The following is a 12,162-nucleotide window of genomic DNA, read 5'->3' on the forward strand; positions in this document are numbered from 1 at the left end:
GCCCCAGTGGTGGATCGGCGGCGGGTCGCGGTCATCGGCGGCGGCGTGTCCGGACTGACGGCGGCGTACTTGCTGCAGCGTCGGCACGACGTGACGCTGTTCGAGGCGGACGACCGGATCGGCGGCCATGCCCACACCCACGACCTGCCGACATCGGCGGGCTCGGTCGTCCAGGTGGACAGTGGTTTCATCGTCCACAATGAACGGACCTACCCGAACCTGATCAGGCTCTTCGGCGAACTCGGCGTGGCGACGCGCGAGTCCGAGATGTCGATGAGCGTGCGCTGCGAGGGTTGCGGGCTGGAGTACGCGGGCGCGCGAGGCGCCCGGGGGATCTTCGCCCAGCCCGCGAACGTGCGCACACCGCGGTTCCTGCGGATGCTCGGCGAGGTCACCCGCTTCCACCGGCACGCGCGCCGCGTCCTGCGTGACGACCCCGGTGACATCACGCTGCGTGGGTTCGTCGTGGTGGGCGGATACACGCGCTACTTCGTCGACCACTTCCTGATGCCGCTGGTCTCCGCCGTGTGGTCGGCGGGACCCGAGCTGAGCATGCGGTACCCGGCGCGGTACCTATTCGAGTTCCTGCACCACCACGGGATGCTCTCGGTGACCGGCTCGCCGACCTGGCGGACCGTCGTCGGCGGGTCACGGACCTATGTGGAGCGTGCGGTGAAGGGCCTGACCGCGGTCGAGGTGTCCACGCCGGTGCGTGCCCTGGTCCGCCACGCCGACCACGTGGAGATCCGCGACGACGCCGACACCGCGCACCGCTTCGACCACGCCGTCGTCGCCACCCACCCGGACCAGGCGTTGCGCCTGCTGGCCGAGCCGACGCCCGCCGAGCGGGCCGTCCTCGGTGCGTTCGAGTACTCGGTCAACGAGACCCTGCTGCACAGCGACAGGTCGATCCTGCCGCGCGCCCAGGGTGCGCGGGCGTCGTGGAACTACCTCAAGCCCGAGTGCGACTCCGCGGCCGGGCCGGTGCGGGTGAGCTACGACATGAACCGGCTGATGGGACTGTCCGAAGAGGACGCCTACGTGGTCAGCCTCAACGCCCGCGACCGGGTCGACGAGACGGCCGTGCTGCGAACCATGGTGTACGAGCACCCGGTCTACACCCCGGAAAGTGTTGCCGCCCAACGGGACCTGCCCTCGCTCAATGACGGCGCCGTGGCCTACGCGGGCGCCTACCACGGCTGGGGGTTCCACGAGGACGGCTGCGCCTCCGGTGTCCGCGCCGCCGCGGCGTTCGGCGCAGGCTGGTCGTCGTGACCGCGGCGATCTACGACGCGATCATCACCCACACCCGCACCGAGCGGTTGAACCGGTCCTTCCGGCACCGGATCTATCTGTGGCTCGTCGACCTCGACGACCTGCCGCGGCTGCCCGCGCCGCTGCGGCCGTTCGCCCGGTTCGACGCGCGTGACCACCTCGGCGACCCTGCCCAGTCCATCAAGGACAACCTCGCGGACTGGCTGGCGGCGCAGGGGATCGAGGTCGGCGGCCGGGTTCTGATGCTGGCGAGCGCCCGGGTGCTCGGCTACGTGTTCAACCCGATCACCGTGTACTGGGTGCACGATGCCGCCGACCGGGTGGTGTGCGTGGTCGCCGAAGTCCACAACACCTACGGCCAACGGCACCGCTACCTGCTGCGCACCGACGACCGCGGCCGGGCGCGCGCCGACAAGGAGTTCTACGTTTCGCCGTTCCTGGAGATGGGTGGCACCTACCGGATGCGGCTGCCCCGGCCCGGCGCGGTGCTGTCGCTGACCGTTGCCCTGAGCCAGGGCGGGAAGACGCCGTTCACCGCGACCCTCGTCGGCGAGCGACGCCCGGCGACCACCGCGGAGGTGGTCCGCACCGTCGCCCGCCGACCGCTGATGCCGCAGCGGGTCTCCGCCCTGATCCGCCGACACGGAATCGCGCTGTGGCTGCGCCGCGTGCCCTTGGTCGATCGCACAGTCTTCCACCCTGCCGCGCCCGCACCCGTCACCGAGGAACGAGTCCGATGACTGACACCACTCTCCGATCCGCGCGGCCCTGGGGAACCCTGTACACGCCGCCGCGCAGCCCCGCGCGGGCCCGGATCGCGCGCCTTGTCTTCGCCAACGCCGTCCGCACGCTCCCGATCCGGGTGCTGTTCCCCGATGGCGACTGGATGGGCGCGGCCGGGCCGGACGCGCCGGTCATGCGCGTGCACCGGCCGAACGCGTTCTTCCACCGCCTCGGCGTCGATGCCAAGATCGGCTTCGGCGAGTCCTACATGGTCGGCGACTGGACGAGCCCGGACCTGGTGGACCTGCTGACCGAGTTCGCCGCCCGGATCAGCACCCTCGTCCCGCCCGCGCTGCAGACCTTGCGCCGCTGGGTCGACCGGCGCCAGCCCTCGGGCGCGGACAACACCGTCGCCGCCGCGCGGGCCAACATCCACCGGCACTACGACCTGTCCAACGACCTGTTCGCCGCGTTCCTCGACCAGACGATGACCTACTCGTCGGCGCTGTTCACCCCCGGCGACACCGACCTCCACAAAGGACAAGTCCGCAAGATCGACGGCGTACTCGATTACGCGGGCGTGCGCGCGGGCTCGCACGTGCTGGAGATCGGCACCGGCTGGGGCGCGCTGGCGATCCAAGCGGCCCGCCGAGGAGCGCGGGTGACCACGCTGACCATCTCGGTCGAACAGAAGGTCCTCGCCGAGCGGCGGATCGCCGAGGCGGGACTCTCGGACCGGGTGAACGTCCTGCTGCGGGACTACCGAGAGGCTGAGGGCAGCTACGACGCCATCGTCAGCGTGGAGATGATCGAGGCCGTCGGGCAGCGCTACTGGCCGACCTACTTCGGCGCCGTCGACCGGATGCTCAAACCCGGCGGCCGGTTTGGCCTGCAGTCGATCACCATGCCCGACGACCGGATGCTCGCCTCGCGCGACTCCCACACATGGATCCAGAAGTACATCTTCCCCGGCGGACTCATCCCGTCCGCCGAGGCGATCGACCGGAGCGTGGCCGAGCACACCGGCCTGCGCGTGCTCGCCCACCGTGACTTCGGACTCGACTACGCCGAGACGCTGCGGCAGTGGCGGGCGACGTTCACCGAACGCTGGTCCGACATCGCCGACCTGGGCTTCGACGACACTTTCCGCCGCATGTGGGAGTTTTACCTGGCGTACTCTGAGGCCGGTTTCCGGTCGGGCTACCTGGGCGTGCGTCAACTGTCCATCGGTCACTGAAAGCAACCCCAGGTGGGTCTCCCGCGTCCTGGCTTAGGGGAGTGGGAGACTCCCCGCACTGCCGTGGACAGATAAGGGGAACGGTCTCAGTGAAGCGTCTGGCTGGAGAACTCTCGTGAGCTACGGACATGGGCAGGATCAGCACGGCCGACCGAGATACGCCCCGACCAGAGCGATGCCGCAGGGCGGACCGGGCTACGACCGCGGTCATCAGCCGCCGCCCCCGCCGCGTGGACCCCGTGGTCAGCACCAGCCGTACGGGTCGCCGCCGCCCCCGCCGCGCCGCAAGCGCCGTGGGCGTCGGATCGCGCTGACCGCGCTGCTGGTCATCGTCGGCCTCGTCGCCGGGCTGTGGATCTACCTGGAGTCCTCGCTGACCCGGATCGACGCGCTGGAGGACTACGAGGGCAGGCCCGCGGCGGGCGCGGGCGCCAACTGGCTGATCGTCGGGTCGGACAGCCGCGAGGGCCTCAGCGCCGAGGACGAGGAACGTCTCGCCACCGGTGACGCCAAGGGTCAGCGGACCGACACGATCATGCTGCTGCACGTGCCGGACAACGACACCCGTCCGACGCTGGTGTCGCTGCTGCGCGACTCCCTTGTGGACATCCCGGGCAAGGGCAAGAACAAGCTGAACGCGGCGTACGCGTTCGGCGGCCCGAAGCTGCTCGCGAAGACCGTGGAGACCGAGACCGGCCTGCGGCTCGACCACTACATGGAGATCGGCTTCGCGGGCTTCGCCGATGTCGTCGACGCGGTCGGCGGGGTCGAGATGTGCCTTGAGGCCCCGATCGACGACCCGCTGGCCGGGATCAACCTGCCCGCGGGCTGCCAGGAACTCGACGGCGCCAACGCGCTCGGGTACGTCCGCACCCGCAAGGGACCGCGGGCCGACCTCGACCGCGTCATCCGCCAGCGCGCCTTCATCGGCGCGCTGACGAAGAAGGCGACCAGCGCGGGCACGCTGGCCAACCCGTTCAAGCTGTTCCCGCTGCTGGGAAGCGCGCCCGACGCCATCTCGGTGGACGACGACACGCACCTGCACAACCTGCCCGCGGTCGCGTTCGCGATGGGTGGAGCCGGTGACGGCGGGCTGATCACCACGACCGTGCCCATGGGCGGCAGCCAGAACGTCAAGGGTGTCGGGTCGGCGATCCTGTGGGACAAGGTGAAGGCCCCCAAGCTGTTCGAGGCGCTGCGGACCGACGCCGAGGTGGCCGACGAGCTGATCGTCGGCGCACCCGGAGGCTGAGCCACGCGGCGCGGTTACCCCTGATCGGCCCTGTCGGGGTCTCGCGGGTGCGCCCTCACCCGCTCGCTGCTACCACTCGACCGGAGGAGTAGCTGTGCCGTCCCAGCTCCACCAGGACCGCCCGAGGATGCTGGGGCGTTCACGCCGGTGAGGAATCGGGTGCGGGAGGGCCAACCAGCGTCCGAGCGTTCCGTGGTCTGCCGGGTTTCACTGGTGTCTCCTGGTTTGTCGGTGGTGGTCGTTAGGTTGATCGGCATGTCCCGTTTCCGTCTCCAGCCGACCCCCGCTCAGGAGCGGATGTTGCTGGAGCATTGTGGGCATGCCCGGTTCGTGTGGAACCTCGCCGTGGAGCAACACGCCCACTGGCAGCCGGGACGCAAGGCCGCGCCGGGGTACACCGAGCAGTGTCGGCAGTTGACGCAGGCGCGGGCGGCGAACCCATGGTTGGCGGCCGGGTCGGTGATGGTGCAGCAGCAGGCGTTGAAGGACTTCGCCCAGGCGAAGGCGAGTTTTTTCGGCAGAACGAACCGGAGGCCAACCTGGCGCAGTCGCGGGCGGGGCGAGGGATTCCGGGTCGTGGCGGTCAAACCGGGCGATGTTCGCCGGGTGTCCCGCAAGGTCGGTGAGGTGCGGGTGCCCAAGGTGGGTTGGGTGCGCTTCCGCTGGTCGCGTGCCGTCGCAGACGGTGTGAAGTCGTACCGCATCACCCGTGACCGAGCGGGCCGCTGGCACGTGGCGTTCCCGGTCGTGCCCGAGCCGATCGCCGCACCGGGCACGGGTGCGGCGGTGGGCGTTGATCGCGGTGTCGTGGTGTCGGCGGCGTTGTCCACCGGGGAACTCCTGTTGGTCCCCGCTCTGCGCGACACGGAGAAGGTGCGGTTGCTGCGGTTGCAGCGCAAGCTCGCCCGGGCCCAACGCGGCTCAACCCGGCGCGGCAAGGTCAAGACGGCGATCGCGAGGCTCAAGGCCCGCGAGACCTATCGGCGCAAGGACTGGGTCGAGAAGACTAGCACCCGGCTGGCCCGGGAGTTCGACGTGATCGCGGTCGAAGATCTGAAGATCACTAATATGACCCGGTCGGCGAAGGGCACGGTCGATGCGCCTGGTCGGGGTGTGCGGCAGAAGGCGGGCCTGAACCGGGGAATCCTGGCCAACGGGTGGGGCCTTCTGGTGACCCGTCTGGAGCACAAGGCCCTGGGGCGCGTGGTGAAGGTCGATCCGCGGTTCACGAGTCAGCGTTGTTCGGCGTGTGGGGTCGTGGATCGGGAGGCGCGCGAGAGCCAAGCCGTCTTCCGGTGCCGGTTCTGCGGTTTCGCCGCCAACGCGGATGTGAACGCGGCCCTGAATATTCGATTCGCGGCAGGGCATGCCGTGACTGCACGTGGAGGCCCGCCGTTAGGTAGGCCTGCGAACCGTGAACCTCAACGCGACCTCCTCCTTGTGTGGTAGTCGCGGTTGGAATCCCGCGCCTTCAGGCAGGGGAGGATGCCAAAAGGCTGTTGTGTGTCACCTCGTCGGCACGGGTTCTACGACGTGACCACGTGCCACCGGCTGACCGCGTAACCGACGGTCAAGGTGCTGCAGTTCTGCGACCCTAGCGGGACCGGGGAGAAGGGGCCGGGCTACAAGTACAAGGACGAACTGCCCACGGACCTGCCCGACTGGCCCGGTGACACGCCCGGTATTCGCAAGGTCTACGCGCGCGGCGTGCTGGCCATGGCGAACGCCGGTCCGGACACCAACGGCAGCCAGTTCTTCCTGGTTGTATGGCGATTGCCGCTTGCGCCCCAACTACACCGTCTTCGGCACGTCGATCTCCCGGCCTGTCCACACTGGGACACAGTCGTGGCCGCCGGCATCACCCCCACCCCCGACGACCCGGCACCGGTCGACGGCACTCCGCACAGCACAACCCCTTCCGGCGACTCGCGGGTCAGGACTTACGGGTGCGCAGGGCTTCGAGGGCCTTGTCGGCGTGCACGGACATTCGTAGTTCGCTCTTGATCGTCTCGATGACCTTCCCATCGTTGTCGATCACGAAGGTCATCCGCTTCGTCAGCAGCGGGCCGAACTTGCGGCGAACGCCGAACAGGGTGGCGACCTCGCCCTCCGGGTCGGACAGCAGCGGGTAGTCGAACGAGTGGATCGAGGAGAACTCGGCCTGCCGGTCCACCGAGTCCGGGCTGATGCCGATGCGGTGGGCGCCGACCTCGGCGAATTCGGCTGCCAGGTCGCGGAAGTGGCAGCTTTCCGCGGTGCAGCCCGAGGTCATCGCGGCCGGGTAGAAGAACAGGACGACCGGTCCCGTTTCAAGGAATTCGGACAGCGAGCGCTCGACGCCCGCCTCGTCGTCGAGCTTGAAGTCAGGAACGAGATCTCCGGGCCGCATCAGATGGACTCCTCGGTGTTTTCTTGGGTGGCAGCGGAAGGAATCCGCTGGTGCGTGCGACGTAGTCGGCGTAGCCGGGCCGGGTGCTTGCCAGGTGTTTCTCGGTCAGGGGTTTGCCGGTGCCTTTGGCGAGCAGGAACGTCATGAGCAGCGGCGCGGGGAGCGTGGCCGCGCCGACCCACGAGTGGCAGGCGATCAGGTACAGACCCCACCATACGCCAGGCGTCGCCGAAGTAGTTGGGGTGTCGGGTGTAACGCCACAGGCCGGTGTCGAGGACCCGGCCCTTGTTCGCCGGGTCGGCGGTGAACCGGCTCAGCTGCCGGTCGCCGACGGCCTCGAAGGTGAACCCGACCAGCCAGAGCGCGACACCCAGGTAGGCGAGTGGGCCGAAGGTGTGCTGGCCGTACTGGGCGACCTGCACCGGCAGCGACACGATCCACATGACCGCGCCCTGGGTGAGGAAGACCACCCGGAACATGTGGGCCTTCGGGTTGGCCTTGGCTTTGGCCAGGATCTCCGCGTAGCGGCGGTCCTCGGGTTTGCCGTGGTTGCGCAGGTGCAGGTGGATCGCCAGGCGCAGGCCCCAGACCGCGGTCAGTGCCGTCGCCGTGACCCGGAACGCGAGTGAACCGTCCCCACTGGACAGTGCGAAGGTCACGGCCGCGATGACGACGAAACCGAGTCCCCACACCGTGTCGATCGTGTCGTAGCGGCCGCGCCAGAGGCTGATCCCGAACGCGGCCGCGATCACCAGGGCGGTCACGGCCGCGGTGACCACCAGGTTGAGGATCACCGGAACACCTCGCGGGTCGCGGGGAAGCCGCTGGAGCCGTCCGCCGCGGGGCGCACCGCCAGGATCTGGTCGACGCCCATCCGGTTCTCCTCGAACGCGAGCGCGCCGCCCGCCAGGTACAGCCGCCACACCCGGGCCTGCTGCTCGCCGACCAGGTCGACCAGCTCGTCCCACTTCTCCTCGAGAGTCCGGGCCCAGGCGCGCACGGTCCACACGTAGTGCTCGCGCAGCGCGTGCACGTCGCGGACCTCCAGGCCCGCCTGTTCGAGCAGGTCGACGGTCTGGCCCACCGGCCGCATGTTCATGTCGGGGGCCACATAGGACTCGATGAACGCGCCGCCGCCCTGAGCGGTGGCCCCGCGCGACATCTGCTGCAGCAGGAGCCTGCCCTGGGGCTTGAGCATGCGGAACAGGGTAGCGGCGTAGGTCGGGTAGTTCGCGGCGCCGACGTGTTCGCCCATCTCCAGGGTGCCGATGGCGTCGAACGCCTCGTCGTCGAGGTCGCGGTAGTCCTGCAACCGCACCTCGACCTGGTCGGCCAGGCCGTACTCGTCGAGCCTGGCCAGGATGAACGAGCGCTGCTCGGCGGACAGCGTGATCCCGGTGACCTGCGCGCCATAGTGCCGCGCGGCATGGATGGCCAGCGACCCCCACCCGCAGCCGACGTCGAGCAGCCGGTCGCCTGGGCGCAGGTCGAGCTTGGCGCACACCAGGTCCAGCTTCGCCCGCTGCGCGTCCTCGATGGGGTCGGCGGGTTTGGTGAAGTAGGCGCAGGAGTACGCCATCCGCGGGTCGAGGACGCGGCTGTAGAACTCGTTGGAAAGGTCGTAGTGATGGGCGATGGCGGCCCGGTCGCGGTCCTTGCTGTGCTCGTCGCCGGACAGCCTGGCCTCGGCGGCGGGCGGGGGCGGCCGTTTGCCGAAGACGCCCAGCTTGAGGCCGGTTGTCACGATCGCTGCCTTGTCTTTGACCGACAGCTTCGGCTTGGCGGTGCCCGCGAGCGCCCAGAACCGGGACAGGGCCTCGGCCAGGTCGCCCTCGATGTCAAGCTCACCGCTTACGTATGCGCGCGCGAGGCCGAGCTCGTTGGGGTCCCACAGGAGCCTGCGCAGCGCCCGCCGGGACCGGATGACGGCGACGGGCCCGTCGACCGTCCCGGCCTCGCTGTCGTCCCAGGCGCGCAGCCGGACGGGGAGGGGTGCGCCGATGGCTCGTTCGGCGGTCTGCGCCAGCGTGGAGGCGATGGCCACGACTCTCCGTTCGTCGATGATGACGGGTATTCGGAGGCGGGCTCGGCCGGGATTGCCTTCGGCGGGGAACCATGTCGACAGCCGCTGATGCCGCCGTGGCACAGTGCCTGGCCCTGCTCGCTCGTGGCGTGCCCACCACTGTCCACGGGGTCGGCTGAACGTCCTCTCGTCGGCCATCGGCGGCCACAGAAGTGCTTAGGCGTGGGCGGGTCAGGCAGTGGCTTTCTCCGGCAGCAGGGCGAGTAGTTGGGCGGTGTGGCCGGGTAGTTCGACGTCCGCGAGGCCGGTGATGATGTCTCGCAGCGGGATGGGCTGGTTGAGCAGGATCATGTCTTTGGAAACGAGCCGGGCCGGTACCAAGGTGTCCCATTCGCTTTCACCGACGGTCGGGCCCGCGAGTGCGCAGAGCGCTTCGCCCTGGGTGCTGATGCGCTCGCGGAGTCCCTCGTTCCCACCTGCCACCTCGATGACATGGGCGAGCGTCCAGGCGTCCTGGGAGACACGGTTGTCGTAGGTGGTCTGTGCGCCCGCGGTAATGGTGGCAAGGGTGGTGATGGTGGCGGCGTTGACGATGGCGACGTGCGCCAAGATCTGGTCGGCCGTCCACTCACCCGGCGGTGGGGTCGGGGCTGAGTCTTCCTTCGCGATGGTGGCCGCCGCGTCCAGGAGGGTGCGGTAGGCGTCGCGCAGGGTGGCGGTGTCCATGTGTCTTGTCGCTTTCTCTTGTCAGGCATCCACTTTGGGCATTTCCCAAGGCGCCTGGGGGAGTACGTCGCCGGTTTCCATCAGTGACTTGAGGTTGGCCAGCACGGCGGGCCAGCCGTGGGAGATGCCGTTGAGCATCTCGCGGTTGGGCAGGTTCTCGTGGGTCACCGTGAGGCGGACGATGTCCTGGTGCGGCTCGATGACGAACGTGACGACTGACGGTTCCCTCACGGCGTCGGGACTGTCTTCGAAGGTGATCACAAGGCGGGCCGGAGGTTCGGACTCGATCACCTTCCCGACGACGTCCACCGCGCCGGACCCGTCGACGCGGCGGTGTTCCCAGGTGGAACCGGGTTGCCAGTCCGAGACATTGGCGTGGCTCCAGTACTTCGCGGTCAGGTCCGCGTCCGTGAGCGCCTGCCAGACCTGTTCCGCGGTCGCGCGGATGTAGGTGGCGTAGACGTAGGTCGGAACGGTGGTGGTCATGGCGGCCTCCTCGGCCTGGTTCTTGATGGCGTGCAGGGTCCGCAGTCGCGGCTTGTCGAATACGGAGATCCAGCGTTCCTCGATGTCGTGGATCGGCGCCGGATTCAGGTAGTGCAGACGCTCCCGGCCGCGCCGCACGACGATCACCAAGTCGGCGGCCCGCAGGACGTCGAGGTGCTGGGTCGCGGACTGGCGGGCCATCTCCAGGTGTTCGCACAGCTCACGCAGCGTCTGGCCGTTGTGTTCGCGCAGCCGGTCGAGCAGCAGCCGCCTCGTGGGGTCGGCGAGTGCCTTGAACACCGAGTCCACTGCGGTCGCTTCGAGGGTCACCGGACCATTATGCAGGTAAATACCTGCCTATTGTCAACCGGGCCGTTCGTGTGGACATGGAGGGCTGTCGAGATGTCGGGACCGGTTGTTCGGTTGGATGGAGTTGTTGGTCCTGGGCGTTCTAGGGGATGGGTGTGGGCGTGGGTCTTTTGGTCGCGGGCGGACGGGTGTCGGTGAGCGGGCCGCGGTTGGCGAAGGTGGCGACCGAGGTCTTGTCGCCCGCGGTGGTGGTGCTCCTGCTGCCCTTGGCGGTCGCCTGGCAGGCGACGGGGTGTCGGGTGGGGCCGACGCTGCTGTGGGGGATCGTCGTGGCGCTCTTCTCCAGCATCCTGCCGATGGTCTTCATCATCCGCGGGGCCCGTCAGGGACGGTGGGACGGCCACCACGTGCGGGATCGGGAGCACCGGGCGGTTCCGCTGCTGGTCGGGCTCGCGTCCACCGGTGTCGGGTTGGCGATCCTGCTGGTCGGTGACGCGCCGAGGGCGGTGGTGGCGTTGACGATCGCCATGGCGGTCACCCTGGCCACCTGCATCGCGGTGACGGTGTGGTGGAAGGTGTCGCTGCACGCCGCCGTGGCCGGGGGAGCGGTGGTGATGGTGGCGCTGCTCTACGGGCCGTGGGCGTTGCTGCTGCTGGTGCCGCTCTTCATCGTGTGCTGGTCCCGGGTGGCCCTGCGCGACCACACCGTCGCCCAGGTGGTCGTCGGCGCCCTGCTGGGCCCGGCCGTCGGCGGCGCCGTGTTCCTGGCGATCACATGACCGACTCACGCGGCGCGCGGTTTGCCCTGGAAGTGCGTATCGCGCTGTATCCGAACGCGGCGCCTGCCGTGGTGGCCTTCACGGTGGCGATGCATGCCGTGGACGGCTTCTGGCTGGGCGTGCTCTGGGGTGTGCTGGCGGCGGTCTGCGCGGTGCACCTGCCGCAGCTGTTCGTGACGCACGATTCCGCGCCTGGCATGCGGAAGGCGCTTATCGGGTAGGCCGCGCCGCTCGTGGGGGTGGCGATCATGCTGGTCGGGCGTGCCTCGGGAGGTGGTGGCGCTGATCTTGGCCATGGCGGCCACAGTGGCCATGACCTCGCTGGCGAACGGCTCGGCCCAGGTGGCGGTGTGGGGCGGCTTGGTTGCTCTGGCCGCCGCATACCATCTTCCGACCCACATCCCGACTGCTGTGGCGTTGCAGATCCTGGTCGGCTGGGCGCTGGTCAAGATCGGTGAGCACAGCCTGCCGGACCTGCCGCGGGCTTGGCTGTGTACCTGCTCGCCCGCTAGTAGTCCACCCGGTCCGGGCGGGCTTCCCACGCGGCGAAGGGGGCGTGTTCGGTGCCGGTGCGGATGTTGTCCACGGCGATCGGCCATGTTCGCCGCGGCTGTGTGAACACGTCGTAGAAGCGGCGGTCGTCGAAGCCCGCCTGGGCGGCGTCGTCGCGGTCGGCGGCGTAGACGACGCGGTCCACGCGGGCCCACAGGGCCGCCGCGAGGCACAGTGGGCACGGCTCGCATGACGACACCAGGACGCAGCCGGTCAGTCGGAAATCGCCAAGCACCTGGCACGCGCGGCGGATCGCGACGACCTCGGCGTGGGCGGTGGGGTCCAGGTCCGTGGTCACCTGGTTGGTCCCGCGCGAGAGGACCTTGCCGTCGCGGACCACCAGCGCGCCGAACGGGCCGCCGCCCGCGGCGACGTTGTCCTTCGCCAGGTCGACCACCTCGGCCAGCCAGG

12 protein-coding genes and 2 pseudogenes are annotated in these 12,162 nt (G+C 69.3%); 8 read left to right on the forward strand and 6 right to left on the reverse strand.

Annotated features, from left to right (window positions below; all coding sequences use genetic code 11):
- Positions 1-6 precede the first annotated feature (6 nt).
- The 6 genes and pseudogenes from ACRDSQ_RS26990 to ACRDSQ_RS27015 all read left to right on the forward strand — a co-directional run.
- Entirely contained in the window at positions 7-1,275 is a 1,269-nt protein-coding gene (locus tag ACRDSQ_RS26990) for an NAD(P)/FAD-dependent oxidoreductase (RefSeq protein ID WP_431424838.1), read from the forward strand.
- Positions 1,272-2,015, forward strand: coding sequence for a DUF1365 domain-containing protein (locus tag ACRDSQ_RS26995; protein ID WP_431424840.1), 744 nt, complete (start codon positions 1,272-1,274; stop codon positions 2,013-2,015). The genes ACRDSQ_RS26990 and ACRDSQ_RS26995 overlap by 4 nt, the downstream gene beginning before the upstream one ends.
- Positions 2,012-3,235, forward strand: a complete 1,224-nt coding sequence (locus tag ACRDSQ_RS27000; protein ID WP_431424841.1) for a class I SAM-dependent methyltransferase — start codon at positions 2,012-2,014, stop codon at positions 3,233-3,235. The genes ACRDSQ_RS26995 and ACRDSQ_RS27000 overlap by 4 nt, the downstream gene beginning before the upstream one ends.
- A 175-nt stretch (positions 3,236-3,410) precedes the next feature.
- The gene (locus ACRDSQ_RS27005; protein WP_431424842.1) at positions 3,411-4,487 is read left to right on the forward strand and encodes an LCP family protein; all 1,077 of its coding nucleotides are present in this window, start codon (positions 3,411-3,413) and stop codon (positions 4,485-4,487) included.
- A 255-nt stretch (positions 4,488-4,742) separates the two neighbouring features.
- Positions 4,743-5,936: an RNA-guided endonuclease InsQ/TnpB family protein gene (locus tag ACRDSQ_RS27010; protein ID WP_431424844.1), complete on the forward strand. Its 1,194-nt coding sequence runs from the start codon at positions 4,743-4,745 to the stop codon at positions 5,934-5,936.
- Positions 5,937-6,002: 66 nt separating this feature from the next.
- Positions 6,003-6,491: pseudogene (locus ACRDSQ_RS27015) on the forward strand (peptidylprolyl isomerase); the annotation flags it as partial.
- On the opposite strand, the gene ACRDSQ_RS27020 reads toward ACRDSQ_RS27015, so the two are convergent.
- The 5 genes and pseudogenes from ACRDSQ_RS27020 to ACRDSQ_RS27040 form a co-directional block, all read right to left on the reverse strand.
- Positions 6,421-6,876 carry a peroxiredoxin gene (locus ACRDSQ_RS27020; protein ID WP_431424845.1) on the reverse strand — a complete coding sequence of 152 codons (456 nt, stop codon included), beginning with the start codon at positions 6,874-6,876 and terminating at the stop codon, positions 6,421-6,423. The pseudogene ACRDSQ_RS27015 and the gene ACRDSQ_RS27020 overlap by 71 nt on opposite strands.
- Positions 6,851-7,670 (reverse strand): annotated as a pseudogene (locus ACRDSQ_RS27025) (DUF1295 domain-containing protein). The gene ACRDSQ_RS27020 and the pseudogene ACRDSQ_RS27025 overlap by 26 nt, the downstream one beginning before the upstream one ends.
- Entirely contained in the window at positions 7,667-8,920 is a 1,254-nt protein-coding gene (locus ACRDSQ_RS27030; RefSeq protein WP_431424847.1) for a class I SAM-dependent methyltransferase, read from the reverse strand. The pseudogene ACRDSQ_RS27025 and the gene ACRDSQ_RS27030 overlap by 4 nt, the downstream one beginning before the upstream one ends.
- A 210-nt stretch (positions 8,921-9,130) precedes the next feature.
- Complete coding sequence (locus tag ACRDSQ_RS27035) at positions 9,131-9,625, reverse strand: hypothetical protein (RefSeq protein WP_431424849.1); 495 nt, start codon at positions 9,623-9,625, stop codon at positions 9,131-9,133.
- A gap of 21 nt (positions 9,626-9,646) precedes the next feature.
- Positions 9,647-10,441 carry an ArsR/SmtB family transcription factor gene (locus ACRDSQ_RS27040; RefSeq protein ID WP_431424851.1) on the reverse strand — a complete coding sequence of 265 codons (795 nt, stop codon included), beginning with the start codon at positions 10,439-10,441 and terminating at the stop codon, positions 9,647-9,649.
- 140 nt (positions 10,442-10,581) lie between these two features.
- On the opposite strand from ACRDSQ_RS27040, the gene ACRDSQ_RS27045 reads away from it, so the two are divergent.
- Positions 10,582-11,199 (forward strand): hypothetical protein, encoded by a 618-nt coding sequence (locus ACRDSQ_RS27045; protein ID WP_431424853.1) that lies wholly within the window; start codon positions 10,582-10,584, stop codon positions 11,197-11,199.
- Positions 11,196-11,420: a hypothetical protein gene (locus ACRDSQ_RS27050; protein WP_431424855.1), complete on the forward strand. Its 225-nt coding sequence runs from the start codon at positions 11,196-11,198 to the stop codon at positions 11,418-11,420. The genes ACRDSQ_RS27045 and ACRDSQ_RS27050 overlap by 4 nt, the downstream gene beginning before the upstream one ends.
- A 287-nt stretch (positions 11,421-11,707) precedes the next feature.
- Here ACRDSQ_RS27050 and ACRDSQ_RS27055 read toward each other — a convergent pair.
- Positions 11,708-12,162, reverse strand: a 455-nt coding sequence (locus ACRDSQ_RS27055; protein WP_431424857.1) for a nucleoside deaminase, incomplete at its 5' end; no start/stop codon positions are given.

The organism is Actinokineospora sp., assembly GCF_050699995.1.
GTDB lineage: Bacteria > Actinomycetota > Actinomycetes > Mycobacteriales > Pseudonocardiaceae > Actinokineospora.

Coding starts and splice junctions, on each gene's coding strand:
- ACRDSQ_RS27000 (WP_431424841.1), top strand. CDS start 2,012: ATGACTGACACCACTCTCCGATCCGCGCGGCCCTGGGGAACCCTGTAC.
- ACRDSQ_RS27020 (WP_431424845.1), bottom strand. CDS start 6,876: ATGCGGCCCGGAGATCTCGTTCCTGACTTCAAGCTCGACGACGAGGCG.
- ACRDSQ_RS27010 (WP_431424844.1), top strand. CDS start 4,743: ATGTCCCGTTTCCGTCTCCAGCCGACCCCCGCTCAGGAGCGGATGTTG.
- ACRDSQ_RS27035 (WP_431424849.1), bottom strand. CDS start 9,625: ATGGACACCGCCACCCTGCGCGACGCCTACCGCACCCTCCTGGACGCG.
- ACRDSQ_RS27005 (WP_431424842.1), top strand. CDS start 3,411: ATGCCGCAGGGCGGACCGGGCTACGACCGCGGTCATCAGCCGCCGCCC.
- ACRDSQ_RS27050 (WP_431424855.1), top strand. CDS start 11,196: ATGACCGACTCACGCGGCGCGCGGTTTGCCCTGGAAGTGCGTATCGCG.